Annotated in this window: 15 protein-coding genes and 1 tRNA gene; 12 read left to right on the top strand and 4 right to left on the bottom strand. The window is 72.6% G+C overall.

Annotation, left to right across the window (positions count from 1 at the left end):
• Positions 1-57 precede the first annotated feature (57 nt).
• The 6 genes from eno (at position 58) to Q0D57_RS04420 (ending at position 5,562) form a co-directional block, all read left to right on the top strand.
• On the top strand, positions 58-1,338 hold the full coding sequence (gene eno / locus Q0D57_RS04445; protein WP_259530568.1) for a phosphopyruvate hydratase: 1,281 nt from the start codon (positions 58-60) through the stop codon (positions 1,336-1,338).
• A gap of 23 nt (positions 1,339-1,361) precedes the next feature.
• Complete coding sequence (locus tag Q0D57_RS04440) at positions 1,362-1,922, top strand: septum formation initiator family protein (protein WP_291038775.1); 561 nt, start codon at positions 1,362-1,364, stop codon at positions 1,920-1,922.
• Positions 1,919-2,434, top strand: a complete 516-nt coding sequence (locus Q0D57_RS04435) for a DUF501 domain-containing protein (protein WP_291038771.1) — start codon at positions 1,919-1,921, stop codon at positions 2,432-2,434. The genes Q0D57_RS04440 and Q0D57_RS04435 overlap by 4 nt, the downstream gene beginning before the upstream one ends.
• On the top strand, positions 2,434-3,726 hold the full coding sequence (locus Q0D57_RS04430) for a S8 family serine peptidase (RefSeq protein ID WP_291038768.1): 1,293 nt from the start codon (positions 2,434-2,436) through the stop codon (positions 3,724-3,726). Before Q0D57_RS04435 ends, Q0D57_RS04430 begins: the two co-directional genes overlap by 1 nt.
• Positions 3,727-3,767: 41 nt before the next feature.
• Complete coding sequence (locus Q0D57_RS04425) at positions 3,768-5,399, top strand: FAD-dependent oxidoreductase (RefSeq protein WP_291038765.1); 1,632 nt, start codon at positions 3,768-3,770, stop codon at positions 5,397-5,399.
• Between the two features lie 89 nt (positions 5,400-5,488).
• A tRNA-Leu gene (locus Q0D57_RS04420) sits at positions 5,489-5,562 on the top strand.
• Between the two features lie 127 nt (positions 5,563-5,689).
• Here the strand turns inward: Q0D57_RS04420 and Q0D57_RS04415 are convergent.
• Both Q0D57_RS04415 and Q0D57_RS04410 read right to left on the bottom strand, forming a co-directional pair.
• Positions 5,690-5,974, bottom strand: coding sequence for a hypothetical protein (locus tag Q0D57_RS04415; protein WP_291038762.1), 285 nt, complete (start codon positions 5,972-5,974; stop codon positions 5,690-5,692).
• Between the two features lie 350 nt (positions 5,975-6,324).
• On the bottom strand, positions 6,325-6,594 hold the full coding sequence (locus Q0D57_RS04410) for a hypothetical protein (protein ID WP_291038759.1): 270 nt from the start codon (positions 6,592-6,594) through the stop codon (positions 6,325-6,327).
• A gap of 189 nt (positions 6,595-6,783) precedes the next feature.
• Between Q0D57_RS04410 and Q0D57_RS04405 the strand changes: the two genes are divergently transcribed.
• Both Q0D57_RS04405 and fgd read left to right on the top strand, forming a co-directional pair.
• Positions 6,784-7,158, top strand: coding sequence for a hypothetical protein (locus Q0D57_RS04405; RefSeq protein WP_291038755.1), 375 nt, complete (start codon positions 6,784-6,786; stop codon positions 7,156-7,158).
• A gap of 68 nt (positions 7,159-7,226) precedes the next feature.
• Entirely contained in the window at positions 7,227-8,237 is a 1,011-nt protein-coding gene (fgd, locus tag Q0D57_RS04400) for a glucose-6-phosphate dehydrogenase (coenzyme-F420) (RefSeq protein WP_291038752.1), read from the top strand.
• Positions 8,238-8,438: 201 nt separating this feature from the next.
• On the opposite strand, the gene Q0D57_RS04395 is transcribed toward fgd, so the two are convergent.
• A complete protein-coding gene (locus Q0D57_RS04395) occupies positions 8,439-9,065 on the bottom strand; it encodes a flavin reductase family protein (RefSeq protein WP_291038749.1) in 627 nt (208 codons plus the stop codon).
• A 131-nt stretch (positions 9,066-9,196) separates the two neighbouring features.
• Positions 9,197-11,719, bottom strand: a complete 2,523-nt coding sequence (locus tag Q0D57_RS04390) for an Ig-like domain-containing protein (protein WP_291038747.1) — start codon at positions 11,717-11,719, stop codon at positions 9,197-9,199.
• 257 nt (positions 11,720-11,976) lie between these two features.
• On the opposite strand from Q0D57_RS04390, the gene Q0D57_RS04385 reads away from it, so the two are divergent.
• The 4 genes from Q0D57_RS04385 to Q0D57_RS04370 are packed head-to-tail and all read left to right on the top strand — an operon-like array spanning position 11,977 to position 16,737.
• On the top strand, positions 11,977-12,753 hold the full coding sequence (locus tag Q0D57_RS04385; protein WP_291038745.1) for a TetR family transcriptional regulator C-terminal domain-containing protein: 777 nt from the start codon (positions 11,977-11,979) through the stop codon (positions 12,751-12,753).
• On the top strand, positions 12,750-14,090 hold the full coding sequence (locus tag Q0D57_RS04380) for an MFS transporter (RefSeq protein WP_291038743.1): 1,341 nt from the start codon (positions 12,750-12,752) through the stop codon (positions 14,088-14,090). Before Q0D57_RS04385 ends, Q0D57_RS04380 begins: the two co-directional genes overlap by 4 nt.
• The gene (locus Q0D57_RS04375) at positions 14,087-15,427 is read left to right on the top strand and encodes an alanine racemase (RefSeq protein ID WP_291038742.1); all 1,341 of its coding nucleotides are present in this window, start codon (positions 14,087-14,089) and stop codon (positions 15,425-15,427) included. The genes Q0D57_RS04380 and Q0D57_RS04375 overlap by 4 nt, the downstream gene beginning before the upstream one ends.
• Positions 15,424-16,737, top strand: a complete 1,314-nt coding sequence (locus Q0D57_RS04370; RefSeq protein WP_291038740.1) for a D-arabinono-1,4-lactone oxidase — start codon at positions 15,424-15,426, stop codon at positions 16,735-16,737. Before Q0D57_RS04375 ends, Q0D57_RS04370 begins: the two co-directional genes overlap by 4 nt.
• The last annotated feature ends 2 nt before the right edge of the window (positions 16,738-16,739 follow it).

The following is a 16,739-nucleotide window of genomic DNA, read 5'->3' as shown; positions in this document are numbered from 1 at the left end:
GACCGCGACGCACGCCGTCCGCCGGGTTCTGCCGTACGTATGAGGAGAAAATCACCCGTGGCACTTATCGAAGCCGTTGGCGCTCGCGAAATCCTGGACTCACGAGGAAACCCGACCGTCGAGGTCGAGGTCCTTCTCGATGACGGCGTGGTCTCCCGCGCCGCTGTTCCCTCCGGCGCCTCCACCGGCGCCTTCGAGGCCTACGAGCTCCGCGACGGCGACAAGGGCCGCTACCTCGGCAAGGGCGTGGAGAAGGCCGTCGACGCCGTCATCGACGAGATCGGCCCGGCACTCGAGGGCTTCGACGCCACCGACCAGCGCCTCGTCGACGCCGCGATGATCGCGCTCGACGGCACCGACAACAAGAAGCGCCTCGGCGCCAACGCCATCCTCGGCGTCTCGCTCGCCGTGGCCCGCGCGGCCGCCGACTCCTCCGACCTGCCGCTGTTCCGCTACGTCGGCGGCCCCAACGCGCACACCCTCCCCGTGCCGCTCATGAACATCGTCAACGGTGGCGCGCACGCCGACACCGGCGTCGACATCCAGGAGTTCATGGCCGTGCCGCTCGGCGCCGAGACCTTCTCCGAGGCGCTCCGCTGGGGCGTCGAGACCTACCACTCGCTGAAGTCGCTGCTGAAGTCGAAGGGCCTCTCCACCGGCCTCGGCGACGAGGGCGGCTTCGCCCCCGAGCTCCCGAACAACCGCGAGGCTCTCGACTTCATCCTCGAGGCCATCACCCAGGCCGGCTTCACGCCCGGCAAGGACATCGCGCTCGCGCTCGACGTCGCCGCGTCCGAGTTCTACGACAACGGCTCGTACACCTTCGAGGGCACCCAGCGCTCCGCCGAGGAGATGTCGGCCTACTTCGCCGACCTCGTGGCGAACTACCCGCTCGTCTCGATCGAGGACCCGCTGAACGAGGACGACTGGGCCGGCTGGGCGCACCTCACCTCCGAGATTGGCTCCAAGGTGCAGCTCGTCGGCGACGACCTGTTCGTCACCAACCCCACGCGCCTCGCCGAGGGCATCGCCAAGGGCACGGGCAACTCGATCCTCGTCAAGGTCAACCAGATCGGCACGCTCACCGAGACGCTCGACGCGGTCTCGCTGGCGCAGCGCTCGGGCATGACCGCGATCCTCTCGCACCGCTCGGGCGAGACCGAGGACACCACGATCGCCGACCTCGCCGTGGCCGTCGACGCCGGCCAGATCAAGACCGGTGCGCCTGCCCGCAGCGAGCGCGTGGCGAAGTACAATCAGCTGCTGAGGATCGAAGAAGAGCTCGCCGAGGCCGCGGTGTACGCCGGCCGCGGCGCGTTCCCCCGCTTCTCCGCCTAGGAGATCCGATCGAAGGCAGTTTCATGCGGCAGCGACCACCGGCAGCGGGCTCCCCTCGGGCAGCCCGGGTGCCGGTGGCGCTGCCGCAGTCCGTCTCGGGCTCAGGCGGTGCCGGATCAGGCGGTGCTGGCTCAGGCGGCGCGGCGGGTGCGGGCTGGCTCCGCAGCATCCGTTTCTCCGGCTTCACGGTGCTGATGTTCGTGGTCATCGTGATGTTCGTCGTCATCATCGCTCCCGGCCTCCGCGTCTACGTGGAGCAGCGGCAGGAGCTCGCGGCCCTGCAGGCGGCGGTGGATGCGCGGGTCGAGGAGAACGACGACCTCACGAGCGAGATCGCCCGCTGGAGCGACCCGGCCTACATCAAGGCCGAGGCGCGCGACCGGCTCTACTACGTCATGCCCGGCGAGACGAGCTTCCTCGTGATCGACGACCAGCAGCAGCCGGAGCAGACCACGAGCGGCGTCAGCGACACCATCAGCACCACCGAGGTCGACTGGCTCTCATCGCTCTTCGCCTCCGGCATGACCGCGGGGCTCTCGGATGCCACGCCCGCCGAACTCGACGCGAACGGACTCACCCCATGACCACCCCGCCCTTCGAGCCGGCGACGGAGCACGACATCGCCGTGGCCTCCGCCCAGCTCGGGCGACCGGTGCGGAACGTGCTCGGCATCGCCGCGCGCTGCGTGTGCGGCAACCCCACCGTCGTGGCAACGGCGCCGAGGCTCGCCGACGGCACCCCGTTCCCCACCCTCTACTACCTGTCGCATCCGGCTGCCACGGCGGCCATGAGCGACCTCGAGGCCGACCACATCATGGTCGAGCTCCAGGATGCGCTGGGCGACGAGGAGCTGTCGGCCGCCTACCACGCGGCCCACGCCGCCTACCTCGCCGACCGCGCGGAGTTCGGCGAGGTGCCCGAGATCGCCGGCATCTCGGCCGGCGGCATGCCCGTGCGGGTCAAGTGCCTGCACGCCCTCGCCGCGCACGCGCTCGCGGCCGGCCCCGGGGTGAACCCGATCGGCGACCTCGCGCTCGAGCGCGGCGACTGGTCGCCGACCGTGTGCGAGTGCGTCGACTACGCGATCGAGCCCTGATGGGCATCCGCCGGCTCGGCCGTGTGAGGGTCACCGCGTTCGCCGCGGCGGCTGCCTCCACGATGGTGCTCGTGGGCGTCGTCGCGCCCGTGGGCGGTCTCGACGCGGCGCGCGCCGACTCGATCCGCGACCTGGAGTACTGGCTCGCCGACTACGGCTTCCGTCAGGCCTGGGACACCACCGAGGGCGAGGGCGCCACGGTCGCGGTGATCGACACCGGCATCGACGGCAGCGTGCGCGAACTCCAGGGCGCCGTGGTCGACGGCGCCGACTTCTCGGGTGCGGGCTCGCCCGACGGGCAGACGCCGGTGGGGGAGAGCCCCGAGCACGGCACCATGGTGGCCTCGCTCATCGCGGGCCGTGGCACGTCCTTCGGCAGCGGAGTGATCGGCGTCGCACCGGAGGCGTCGCTGCTGTCGATCTCGGTCGACCTCGGTGAGGGCTCCGTGGGCTCGGACGAGCAGATCGCCGAAGCCGTGCGCTGGGCCGTCGACCACGGCGCCGACGTCATCAACATGTCGCTCACCCGCAACAGCCTCGACTGGCCCGAGAGCTGGGACGACGCGTTCTCCTACGCCTTCGACAACGACGTCGTGGTCGTCGCGGCCGCCGGCAATCGGGGGAGCGGCACCACCGAGGTCGGTGCTCCCGCCACCATCCCGGGCGTCGTGACCGTGGCGGGTGTCGACGAGGCGGGGAACGCGAGCCTCGACTCCTCCTCGCAGGGCATCACGATCGCCGTGGCGGCCCCGAGCGAGCAGCTCGTGGGAGTCGTGCCCGGCGGGGGTCACGTGCTCTGGGGCGGCACCTCGGGGGCGGCGCCGATCGTGAGCGGGCTCGCGGCGCTCGTGCGCTCGGCCTACCCGGAGCTCGACGCGGCCAATGTCATCAACCGCATCATCGCGACCGCGACGCCGAAGGGCGATCCGGTGCCGGGGCCTATCTACGGGTACGGACTCATCGATGCGGCGTCGGCGATGACGACCGCGGTCGAGCCCGTGGCCGCGAATCCCATCGGCGACCTCGCGGCGTGGATCGCGACCTACCGGCCCTCCTCGAGCACGACGTCGCTCGAGACCCTCGTCATCCCGGCGCCGTCGGCCGACCCGAGTTCGGGATCGCCCGGCACGGGCGGCCCAGGGGCGGCGGGCCCCACGGGCTCGTCCGGCGCCGGGGTGTACAATTTGATCCACTGGGCGGTGCCGCTGGGGCTCCTGCTCGGGTTCCTCATCTTGATGGCGACGTTCGCTCTGGGGGCCGTCTCGCATTTCAGGGGGCTGCTCCGCAAGTAGTAGCCTGTACGCAGGCCCTGTACTGAGGAGATCGTTTCATCGTGCCCAAAATTCTGATCGTCGGCGGCGGCTACGCCGGTTTCTACACCGCGTGGAAGCTCGAGAAATGGCTCCGTTCCGGCGAGGCCGAGGTCACGGTCGTCGACCCGCTGCCGTACATGACGTACCAGCCCTTCCTCCCCGAGGTGGCCGCCGGGTCGATCGAGCCGCGTCACGCCGTGGTCGGTCTCCGCCGTCACCTCAAGAAGACGCGCGTCGTCGCCGCGAAGGTCACCGCTGTCGACCACGCCGCGAAGACCGCCACGATCACCCCCGAGCTCGGTGAGCCGTGGGAGGAGTCGTACGACCAGATCGTCGTCACGGCCGGTGCCGTGTCGCGCACGTTCCCGATCCCGGGTGTCGCCGACAACGCGATCGGGCTGAAGACGATCGAGGAGGCGACCGCCATCCGCGACCGCATCCTCACGAACTTCGACAAGGCCGCCACGATGCCTCCCGGGCCGGAGCGCACGCGCCTGCTCACGGTCGTCGTGGTCGGTGGCGGCTTCGCCGGCATCGAGGTCTTCGCCGAGCTCCGCTCGTTCGTCTCGGCGCTCATCAAGAGCTACCCCGAGATCGCGTTCGAAGACACCCACTTCCACCTGATCGAGGCCATGGGCCGGATCATGCCGGAGGTGAGCCTGCCCACCTCGCTCTGGGTCATCAACAACCTCGCGGAGCGCGGGGCCCAGGTGCACCTCGACACGCAGCTCAAGTCGGCCGTCGACGGCGTGGTGGAGCTCTCCACCGGCGAGTCGTTCGAGAGCGACGTCATCATCTGGACCGCCGGTGTCATGGCGACCCCCGACATCAAGCACTACGGCCTCCCGATCGAGGAGCGCGGGCGCCTGCGCGTGCGCGCCGACCTGCGGGTCGAGGGCGACGACGGGATCGTCGAGGGCGCCTGGGGCGCCGGCGACGTGGCGGCCGTGCCCGACCTCACCGGTGGCGGAGTGGGCGGCTTCTGCGTGCCCAACGCCCAGCACGCGGTGCGCCAGGGCAAGCTGCTCTCGAAGAACATCGTGGCGTCGCTCCGCGGCGAGGGCGTCAAGGACTACGTCCACAAGAACATGGGAGCGGTCGCGGGCCTCGGTCTCGGCATCGGCGTGTTCCAGTCGGGCAAGATCGCGCTCAAGGGTCTCCTGGCCTGGTTCGCGCACCGCGGCTACCACGGTCTCGCGATGCCGTCGTGGGAGCGCAAGATCCGCGTCATCTGGGGCTGGATCCACAACTTCTTCCTCGGCCGCGACAACGTGTCGCTCGAGGCCCGCGTGAAGCCGCGTGCGGCGTTCGAGGAGTTCGCGGCGCGACCGAAGGTCTCCACGGCCACCGCGTCGACGCCTGCGGTGAAGGCGGCCGGCACTCCGGTCCCTGCTGGAGCCGCGGCGCCCACGACCGCGAAGTCGAGCGCGGCGCCCGGCAACCCCGAGCTCCCCGGCTCGCACTCGTCGGAGCCCGCCGCCACGGCTGCGGTCAACGGTGTGGCCGCCACCGACTCGGCACCCGAGTCGCCGGACAACGCTCCTGCCCCGTCGCCCGCCGCATCGGGCGGGTCCGCTGCCCCGGCCAAGGCGAAGGCCGCTTCGAAGCCGCGCGCCAAGGCCGCCGCGAAGTCGTCGCCCGCCGGCGAGTAGCCGCTCCACCACCTGCGCCGCGCATCCGCCCCCCCCCGGGGCCCGAATGCGCGGCGCAGTCGTGTGCGCCCGGGTACCATGAAGCACCCGCCCCCATAGCCCAACCGGCAGAGGCAGACGACTTAAAATCGTTTCAGTGAGGGTTCGAATCCCTCTGGGGGTACCGCGTGCCCAGCGAGGCAGCCGGAGGCCCTACCCCCAGACGCCGAAGCGGGACGCGAGGGCCAGGCCCGCCACCAGGACGAACAGAAGAGCCGCGATCCATCCGAGGGCGGCCTTCGACCCGTTCTTCATCGCGTGTACTTCCGCGTGCGGCGCAGCAGGTTCGCTCCCAGGAGGGCGAACCAGACGCCGATGACGATCCCCAGGATGCCCAGGATCCCGGCGGGGATCGGGAGCCGCCAGCTCAGTTCCCAGAAGGGCTGCGTGGCGAGCATCCACACGCTGACCCCAATCGAGACCACGGCCAGCAGGAACAGGCCGCCCGCGGCCTCACGGATCGCGCCCTTCTTCACGGGCGCGACGACGTCGAGCCAGTCCTTCGCGCCGCGCTCCGGCACGTTCTGATCCCCCATGAGCACGAACCTACGCCGGACGGACGTACACTGGCACCCTCGCGTCCCGGACCTCGGGTCGACCCTCAGACGGGGCAGTGGCGCGCGTCGATTCCCCCACATCGATGAGCGTCACTGCCCTCTCGGTTCCACCTCGTCGACCCGGCCGCTGGACGACGAGTGGATGGGGGCCCTTACCCCACGCGGAACCCCCATCCGCTCGCAAAAGTACTCCCCGGTGAGCCGAGCGGCACGTCTCGAACGGAACGACCAATCCGATCGGATGCCGGCTCCGAACACCCAGCATCCTCGTCGGGTCGCTGCGTGGGGGTAGCGGCCCGACGGGGGGTATTCCCATTGCTGCCCCGGGCTCACCGCCGCTGCACGTCGAGCACGGCGGGCACGGTGGAGGTGATGGCGAGGCGGTGGCAGGCCGTGGCCGCGTCGTCGAGCTCCTGGTAGTAGCCGTCGCCGATGAGGCGGCGCGGCTCCTGGTAGGTGACCGCGCGCCAGCGCGACACCGGTTCGCCCTCGAGCCGCAGGTCGACCCAGCGGATGATGGCGAACGGCTCCTTCGTGCCGGGCCGGGGGTAGTAGAACTCGATCGGCAGGATGCTCTGCACAGGGCGCCAGTCGGGCAACGGGTGTTCCTCTCGGGTGGTGGACTTCCTCCTCGCGCCGGCCCGCGCAAGCCGACCCTAACGGCACCCCCGGACACTCGAACGGGGAGCGGGCAGGCCCTCCGTAGGGTCTCGGTAGTGCAGCGGCGCCGGTATCGTCGTAGGTTGAGGGGGTCGGGATGACGACCGACGACCCGAGAGGCCTCGATGATGAGCAATGCGACGGTGCGCGCCACCGGGACCGGCGGCGCGCACACCACCGTGGGCCTGTTCGACGCCGACGCCGGGGTTCTGGCCGAGCGAGCCGAGGTGCTCTCGCGCGTGCCCGGGGTCGACCTGCGGATCGCGGCCGGCTCGCTCGGGCAGATGCTCACCGACCCGGCGTTCCCGCCGGACGTCGTGATCGTGCAGCAGCGCGAGGGGGAGCGCGTCTCCATCAACTACAAGATCCGGGTCTGCAGGCTCGCCGACGCCCGGGTGATCGTCGTGTCGAACGGGTCGGCGGAGCACCTGGCTCACGATGTCGGCCTGCTGATGACGCCCGTGAAGAGCTTCGATGAGGCGGTCGCGCTCATCCGGAGCTGACCGGGCCGTCGTCACTAGAATGGACGTCCGGGCCGATCGTCGGCGCGGAGCGAAGGGCGACCACAGGCATGAGCACTCCCATCCGGTTCGGGTACAAGGCGTCGGCTGAGCAGTTCGGGCCCGGGGAGCTCCTGGAGTACGGCGTGCTCGCCGAGCAGGCCGGCTTCGACTCGATCTTCGTCTCCGACCACCTGCAGCCCTGGAACCACGAAGGCGGCCACGCGCCCGCCGCGATGCCGTGGCTCGGTGCGCTCGGCGCCCGCACCTCGACGATCATCATGGGCACGAGCGTGCTCACCCCCACGTTCCGCTACCACCCCGGCGTCATCGCTCAGGCCTTCGGCACGCTCGGGTCGCTCTTCCCGGGGCGCGTCATCCTGGGTGTCGGCACCGGCGAGGCCCTCAACGAGGTCGCCCTCGGCATCCCGTGGCCCGAGGTGAAGGAGCGGTTCGCCCGCCTCAAGGAGGCCATTCAGCTGATCGAGCGGCTCTGGAGCGAGGAGCGCGTGACCTTCGACGGCCAGTTCTACCGCACCGAGAACGCCACCATCTACGACCGCCCCGAGACCCCCGTGCCGATCTACATCGGCGCCTCGGGGCCCGCCGCCACGCGACTGGCGGGCCGGATCGCGGACGGCTTCATCACCACCTCCGGCAAGAAGCGCGAGCTCTACACCGAGACGCTGCTGCCGGCCCTCGATGAGGGCATCGAGAAGGGCGGCCGCGCCGAGGGCGAGGTCGACACCCTCATGGAGATGAAGGTCTCGTTCGACCACGATCGCGAGCGCGCCCTCCAGGACACCCGCTACTGGGCTCCGCTCGCCCTCACGCCCGAGGAGAAGATGGGCGTCGAGGATCCGATGGAGATGCAGCGCCTCGCCGACGCGCTGCCGATCGAGCGGGCGGCCTCCCGGTGGATCGTGTCGACGGATCCGGATGAGCACGTCGAGCGCATCAACGAGTACATCGCGCTGGGCTTCCGGCACCTCGTGTTCCACGGGCCGGGTGCCGACCAGGCGCGCTTCATCGAGCTCTACGGCGAGGAAATCCTGCCGCGCCTTCGCGCCCAGCACGGCTGAGCGCCGCGTTCTGCGGACAACGCCACACGTCGCGCCCACCGAGCCCCATTCGGGGCCGATCGGCGCGACGTGTGGCGTTGTCCGCACGATCGGCGTTCAGAACCGCAGAGGTCGCGGCATCCAGGCCCTGTGAGAGGGCGGATGCCGCGACCTGTGCGGTTCTGAACCGGGAGGCGGCCGGCGTGGCCGCGTAAGCGGTCGTCAGTCGATCTTGGAGTGGTCGCCGAGGCGGTGCCAGGTGCGGTTGTGGTAGACGAGCGGCTCGGCTTCGCGGGCATCGGCCGACGGGTCGCCCGCGGGCGGCGCGTGGGTCTCGAGCGCCTGCACGGCGACGACCGTCGAACCCCCGGCGTCCATCGTGTTCACCACGCGGCCGCGGATCCACGCGTGCGCGGCCGGGAAGTGCGGCTCACCCGTGGGGAGGCGCTCCCAGATGGAGGTGTCGGCGAAGCGGTCGATGCCGCTCGTGGCCCCGAGCTTGGCGATGTCGATCTGTGCGGCTCCGAGCAGGTGCACCACCACGGTCTCGGCGCGGCGGATGGTGGGGGTGGAGGACGAGAGCTCGGAGACCGAGAAGACCAGGAGCGGAGGGGCGACGCTCACGGAGAAGACGCTCGTGGCCGTGAGGGCCACGGGGCCGTCGCCGGCATCGGCGGTGATGACGGCGACTCCGGCGGGGTGGTTGCGGAACGCCGCCTTGAACTCGTCGGGGGTCACCGACTCGGTGAAGTGGTGCTCGGTGAGTTGGTGCTCGGTGGGAGCGGTGCCGGCGTCGTCGGTCTCGCGGCTGCGATCGCGGTCGTCGGGTGAGGTCTGCGCGTTCGTCATACGGCGATCCTAAGACGATCGGTCGCGGAGGGGAGCGGTGAGCGGATGCCGGGTGTCAGATTTCGTCATACAGGCCGGTGGGCCGCGGCCGCAGCCGTATCCGCCGCATCCGCGGTCGCAGTCGAGTCCGCTCAGTCGTCGTCGGTCGCCGACGCGACGAAGCGCTGCCAGACCCACACCGAGACGCAGAGCGCTGAGAAGCCGAGGGCCACGAGTGCGAGCGGCAGGACGCCTCCTTTACCCGCGGAGGCCGCGAGCGAGGGCACGAAGAGCATCGTGAGCGAGGTGAACGAGACGAGGGCGAGCAGGAGCCAGAGGGCGGGCGACCAGTCGAGGATGCGGCGCCCGCTCGTGCGCCCCACCGGCACGAGCAGCAGCGACGCCGAGCCGAAGGCGGCGAGCACGATCGTGTGCAGCAGCTCGGAGGCGGCGACGACCCAGAAGCCCGGGGCGCCGTCGGCGGCGAGGCTCGCGGTGACGAGGCCGGCGGCGGCCCACGCGGCTCCGCCTACGAGGAGCAGCACGACGAGCTGCACGGTCGCCAGCCGCCCCCGCGTCGCGCGCTCGCTGCGGGCGGAACGGTGGGCGGAGCTGTGGGCGGAGGTGCGGGCGGGGCTGGAGGTGGCGGGCGCGGCAAGGGTCAGGGCGGCGACGAGCCCGAACACGAGGGCGGGCTCGATCCCCGCCACGCGCGACACGAGCGCGAATGCGACCGAGACGAGCAGCAGGGCCGGCCGCAGCCGGGGCGTCGAGCGGATGCCGAACGCGGCGCGCGCGATCACGGCAGGCAGCACGGTGGCGGCCGCGTTCACCACGACCACCGCCGCGACGACGGCGAGGTAGAGCCGCAGGTAGGCGGGCTCCCCGGCGACGGGGCCGGACAGCGTCACGATCGCCGCCGAGGCGAGCAGGGCGGCCGCGCGTGAGACCCAGCGGTGGACGCGCACCTCCGGTGCGCGCTCGAACTCGTCGCGCGAGCGGTTGCGGCCCGTCAGCCACCCGAGCGCTGACGCGGCCGACGATGCGGACGACGATGCGGACGACGATGCGGCGGTGGGCGGGACGGCGGCGCCTCTCGGGGCCGTGGCCGAGGCGCCGGGGGAGACGACGGAGGTGAGGGCGTGCCGTGGGCCGCTTCCGGTGGCACCGACCGAGCCCCGCGCATCCGTCGCACCTAGCGAGCCGGAACCGGCGGTGACCTCCGCCACGCGGGGGCCGCGGACGGCCTTCTCGAGCAGGCGGGCGGGGAGCACCAGCAGCAGCAGTGCGGCCCCGGCCATGGCCAGCGCCACCCACCAGAGCGGTGCCGCGGCGGAGCCGAACGCGGGCTGCAGGGAGGCCGAGAAGAGCGTGCCGTCGGCCCAGCCGTCAGGTATCGGAGCCACCGCGCCGGGGCCCGCGGAGCCGCCACCCGGGCGTCCGCCCGATCCGGTGCCGGATTCCGGCGGCGAGCCGGACTCGGCACCCGGGGCGTCGGGAGAGCTCTCGGCACCGGGCGCGGGGGCGGCGGAGCCCGGGGAGGTCGCGGAGGGGCCGGGAACGGGAGTCGCTCCGGGGGTGGCGGCCGGGTTCGGCGCCGAGGCCGAGAACGTCATCACGAGGGCGCCCGACTGCACGCTCACGTTGCCCGCCGCATCCTGCTGCAGCACGGCGAGGTTGTAGGTGCCCGCGGGCACGGTGCTCGCCTGGCACGACCAGGCGCCGCCGGAGACGACCGTCTCGCACAGCACGTGAGCGCCCGCGAAGACCGAGACCGTGGCCCCGTCTTCGCCGAGACCGCTGAAGACCGCGCCCGTCGCGGGCAGCGTGCCGGGGTCGGCGGGCGACTGCAGCACGGGTGCGGAGGGCACGGTCCCATCGACCTGCACCGCGACGGCCGCGCTCGCGGCGGAGGCGCCGCCGCTCCAGCTCGTGGACTGGGTGGCCGAGACGAGGTGCTCGCCGTCGGTGATGCCGCCGCCGAGGGGGCAGGTCCAGGCGCCCGAGGGGTCGGCGGTGGCCGTGCACTCGAAGGGACCGGTGACGGCGGTCACGCTCGCGCCGGGGTAGGCCGAGCCGAGCACGACGCCGTTCGTGAGCGATCCGCGCGGGCCTCCGGAGACGACGGGCGCCGTGAGCACCCGCACGGTGACCGAGGCCTCGGTGGGGGCGGTTCCCGCGGTGAGGGCGACCGCGCGCACCGTGGTGGAGGGGGAGCTCGCGAGGCCCGAGATGTCGCAGGCGAAGGCCCCGGATGCGTCGGCGGTGACGATGCAGACGGGCTCGGCCGCCCCGCCGAGCTTGATCTGCACAGTGGATCCGGGCTCCGCCGTGCCCGCGACGGTCGTGGCGCCGTCGAGGAGGTCGCCGTCGGCGGGGGAGGTAATGGCCGCGGGCGCCAGGTCGGGTGCGGGGGTGCTGGTGGGCGGCGACGTGGGAGGGGCGGTGATGTCCGGGCTGCTCGTGGGCCCCTCCTCGGCGTCGCTCGGCGCGGGGGCGGGAGCGGGCGCGGGGGCCGGCGCCTCCAGCCCCGGAGCGGCGGCGTTGACCGACGAGGCCGGTGAGGCGGCTGTGGCCGCCGACGGCACCGACCACAGGGGGCCGAGCAGGATGACGCCGACGAGGGCCAGGACCAGCGGCGCGACGGAACGCGAGACCCTGGAGCGCAAGACCATCAGGGCGATGCGGGGGTGGGCTCCCACCTGAGCGCGGGATCGACCGGACACGACGTCACGCGTGCGCGACGCCGCCTCTCCCCGCCTGCTCTGCGATCCCGACACCTCACACCATTGAGCCAGAGCGGGCGGTGCGAACCAAGACCCGTCGGCCTTTCTGAGGGAATTCGGAGGCGGGGCATGGACTCGCGACCCGCCCTGCCGCATACTGACGCAACTGGGTCAACTGACCCACATCTGCCGACACGAGGGGGACGATGTCGCGCCTGCCCGTCGCCGAGCGCCGCGAGCGCCTGCTCGCCGCCGCCTTCGCCGTGATCGCCCGCGGCGGTGTCGCGGCCGCCACCACCCGCGCCATCGTCGACGAGGCCGACATGAAGCTCGCCAGCTTCCACTACGCGTTCGCTTCGCGCGAGGAGCTGCTCGGCGAGCTCGTGGAGCAGGTGGTGGGTGCGGAGGCGACGGCCCTCGAGCTCGATCCTGGGGCCGGGAGCACCCTCGAGGAGATCCTCGCCGCGGGGCTCCGCCGCTACTTCGACGGCGTGCGCGCCGACCCGGCCCGGGAGCGCGCTATGTTCGAGCTCACCCAGTACGCCATGCGCACCGAGGGCATGCAGCCGCTCGCCGCCCGCCAGTACGCCCGTTATCGCCGCCTCGCCGCGGAGGCCCTCGCCGAAGCGGCGGCCCGAAGCGGATGCGCGTGGCCGGCCGGCACCGACCAGACCGCCGCCCACCTGGTCGCCCTCACCGACGGCATCACCCTCGCCTGGCTCGCCGACACCGCCGCCGCGCCCACCTCCACCGCCACCGCCGAAGACGCCACCGTCGCCCCCACGACCGAAGCCGCTACCGCCGACGCCACCACCACCACCGCAGGCGTCCGCACTGCCACTCCGATCATGGCCACCGTCGCCACCACGGATCCCACCGGCAGCCCGGCCGCCGCCGCCACCGCCGCCGCCGACGAGCGCGCCGACGCCGCGCTCGCGTTCGCGGCCCGTGCCCTCGCGGCCGAGGCGGTGACCGTAGCATGACCCACCCCACCGGCCCCGGCCCCGCCGACCCCGCCGCATCCGGGAACCCCGCCGCATCCGGAAACACCACCGCATCCGCGAACCCCGCCGCATCCGCGAACCCCACCGCCGAACCCGTCCGCCGGGTCGGCGGCGCCTGGATCGCCCTCTTCGGCACCGCGTGGCTCGGCGTCTGGATGGCGCAGCTCACCCCCGTGCAGCTCCTCCTGCCGCTCCAGGTCGAGGCGCAGCTCACCACCGCGCACTGGACGGACTCCGTGGTGGCCTTCGGCGTGATCTCGGCCATCGCGGGCGCCTTCGCCCTGCTCACCTTCCCCCTCACGGGTGCGCTCTCCGACCGCACGACCTCCCGCTTCGGCCGCCGCCGCCCCTGGATCGCCGGCGGCACCCTGCTCTTCGCCGCCTCGCTCGTGCTCCTCGGCCTGCAGCACGACCTCGTGCTCGTGGGCGTCTTCTGGAGCCTCGCCATCATCGGCTTCTGCGTGCTCTCCGCCGCCCTCACAGCCCTCATCTCCGACCAGGTCCCCGTGGGCCAGCGCGGTTTCGCGTCGAGCTTCATCTCGGCACCCCAGGCCGTCGGTCTCATCCTCGGCGTGCTGCTCGCCACCGCCCTCTTCACCGGCCAGTTCCTCGGCTACACCGCGATGGCCGTCCTCCTCGTCGTGCTCGTCGCGCCCTTCTGCCTGTGGGTTCCCGACACGGCGGCCGGCCGGGGAGGCCTCCCGCCCCTCACCCTCCGCTCCCTCGTGGAGGGCTTCTGGGTGAGTCCCCGCGCGCACCCCGACTTCGGCTGGACCCTCCTCAGCCGCGTGCTCGTCAACATCGGCAACGCCCTCGGCACCACGCTCCTGCTCTACTTCCTGATGTTCGGCCTCAACGACCCGAACGCCGAGGACGACCTGCTCGTGCTCATCGTCATCTACACGGTCTTCGTGGTGCTCGCCTCGATGATCGCGGGCGCACTCTCCGACCGCCTGGCCCGCCGCCGTGTGTTCGTGCTCGCCGCCGCCGTGCTGCAGGCCCTCGCCGCCCTGCTGCTCGCCTTCGTGCCCGACCTCACCGTCACGATGGTCGCGGCGGCCCTCCTCGGCCTCGGCTACGGCTCGTTCCTCTCGGTCGACCAGGCCCTCGCCACCCAAGTGCTCCCCGATCCCGCCTCCCGCGGAAAGGACCTCGGCATCATGAACATCGCCACCGCCGTTCCCCAGGCCGTCGCCCCGCTCGTCGGCGCCGCCGTCGTGACCTGGGTGGGCGGCTTCACCGGCCTCTTCCTCGTCTCGGCGATCTTCGGCTTCGCGGGCGCCCTCGCGGTGTCGCGGGTGCGGAGCGTGCGATGACGGCGACGACGGCGCTCGATCTCACCCGCCACCTCGCGCATCCGGATGCCTGGCGCGACGAGCAGCGCTACTGGCGCGGTCTCACCGCCGCCACCGCCGACCTCGAGCCCCCCGTGGCCGTGATCGGCCTCGAGGCCCTCGTGCACAACGCGCGGTCGATGCTTCAGCGCGCCGGAGGCAAGCCGATCCGGGTGGCGAGCAAGTCGGTGCGGGTGCGCGCCGTTCAGGATGCGGTGCTCGCGCTGCCGGGATACGCCGGCATCCTCGCCTACACGCTCCCCGAGGCGCTGTGGCTGGCCGAGCGCGCGAGGCGGGCCGCCGACGACCCGGCCGGCCGTGCGCCCGCGACCGCGCATCCGCTCGACATCGTGGTGGGCTACCCCACGGTCGACCGCGCTGCCCTCAGGGCTCTCGCCGCCGACGAGGAGTTCGCGTCGACGATCACGCTCATGGTCGACTCGGTCGCGCACCTCGATCTCATCGACGCGGCCCTTGCCGGTTCCGTGGCCGCCGGCGGTGCCCCTGCCGCTGCCCGCCCCGCCCTCCGGGTGGCGATCGAGCTCGACTCGGCCTACACCGCTCCGGCCCTTGGGCGGCTCGGCGTCTGGCGGTCTCCCGTCGCCACCGTCGACGACGCGACCGCCCTCGCCCGCGAGATCATGCGGCGCCCCGGCTTCGACCTCGTGGGGCTGATGGCCTACGAGTCGCAGATCGCGGGCGTCGGCAACCGCCCCGGCGGCAATCCGATCGCCCGCCGCGCGATGGCGCGCGCGATCGACCTGATGCAGAAGGGCTCGATCGCCGAGCTCGCCGGCCGCCGGGGCGAGGTCGTGGCGGCGGTGCGGTCGCTCGCGCCGCTGGAGTTCGTGAACGGGGGCGGCACGGGCTCGCTCGAGTCGACGAGCGCCGACGCCTCGGTCACCGAGATCGCCGCGGGCTCCGGCCTCCTGGGCGGTCACCTCTTCGACACCTACTCCCGGTTCCGCCCCGCCCCGGCGGCCGCGTTCGCGCTGCCGGTCGTGCGGAAGCCGCGGCCCGACATGGCCACGCTCCTCGGCGGGGGCTGGATCGCCTCCGGCCCGCCGGCACCCGACCGCCTGCCCGAGATCGTCTGGCCGAAGGGCACGACGATGCAGGCCCGCGAGATGGCGGGCGAGGTGCAGACGCCGCTCTCCGGGCGCGGTGCGGCGGGCCTCCGAGCGGGCGACCGGGTGTGGCTGCGGCACACGAAGTCGGGCGAGCTCTCGGAGCACGTGAACGAGTTCGCGGTTGTCGAGGACGGCGCCGTGGTCGACGTCGTGCCGACCTACCGCGGCGAGGGGCAGGCCTTCCTGTGACAGCCGCCAACGGGGTGTGGCGCAACTGGGCACGCACCGAGAAGGTCAAGCCCGTGCGGGTGGAGCGCCCGGCGAGCATCGGCGCCGTGCAGCGCGCCGTCACCGCCGCCGCGCGCTCAGGGCTCCGGGTGAAGGCCGTCGGCGCCGGCCACAGCTTCACGGGCATCGCGGTGGCCACGGGGGTGCTGCTCGAGCTCGACGACCTCAGCGGGATCGTCGCGGTCGACCGTGAGCGCGGGCGGGTGACCCTGCTCGGCGGCACCCGACTGCACCAGCTGCCGCAGCTGCTGCGGCCCTACGAGCTCGCCCTCGCGAACATGGGCGACATCGACCGGCAGTCCATCGCGGGCGCGATCTCCACCGGCACCCACGGCACGGGGGAGCGGTTCGGCGGCATCGCCACCCAGGTGGTGGGCGTCACCCTCGTGACCGCCGAGGGGGAGCTCCGCCGCATCGACGAGCAGAACGAGCCCGAGCTCCTCCCGGCCGTCGCCCTCTCGCTCGGCGCCCTCGGGGTGATCGTGGAGGTCACCCTGCAGTGCGTGCCCGCCTTCGCGCTCGCCGCGGTCGAGGAGCAGGAGGCGCTCGACGACGTGCTCGCGCACCTGGCCGAGCGGCACGCCGCCGCCGACCACTTCGAGTTCTACTGGTTCCCCGGCACCCGGAGCGCCGCCACCAAGACGAACACGCGCCTGCCGGCCGACGCACCGCTGGCGCCGCTCGGGCGCGGCCGGGCGTTCCTCGACGACACGCTCATGGCCAACGGCCTCTACCGGCTGACCTGCGCCGCCGGGAGCGCCGTGCCGGCCGTCGTGCCCCGCGTCAACGCCCTCGCCGAGCGGCTCTGGTCGAACCGGCGCTTCACCGACCACTCGCACCGCGTGTTCACGGCCTCCCGCACGGTGCGCTTCCGCGAGCAGGAGTACGCGCTGCCGGCGGCCGCCGTGCCCGAGGCGCTCCGCGCGGTCGACGCCCTCATCACCGAGCGCGGCTGGCGCATCTCGTTCCCCGTGGAGGTGCGGTCGGCTGCGGCCGACGACCTCTGGCTCTCGACCGCCTCGGGCCGCGAGACCGGCTACCTCGCCGTGCACCGGTACCATCGCGAAGACCACACCGAGTACTTCGAAGCCGTCGAGGAGATCATGGACAGGCACCACGGCCGGCCCCACTGGGGCAAGCTGCACAGCAAGTCGGCCGCGCAGCTGGCGGAGCTGTACCCGCGGCACGCCGAGTTCGTCGCCCTCCGCGACGCCGCGGATCCGGAGCGGCTGTTCACGAACGCCTACCTCGACCGCGTGCTGGGGGAGTGAGC

The organism is Herbiconiux sp., assembly GCF_023264895.1.
Classification (GTDB): Bacteria; Actinomycetota; Actinomycetes; order Actinomycetales; family Microbacteriaceae; genus Herbiconiux.
The sequence above is the reverse complement of the archived record's forward strand: the minus strand, read 5'-3'. Positions and strand labels throughout refer to the sequence as shown.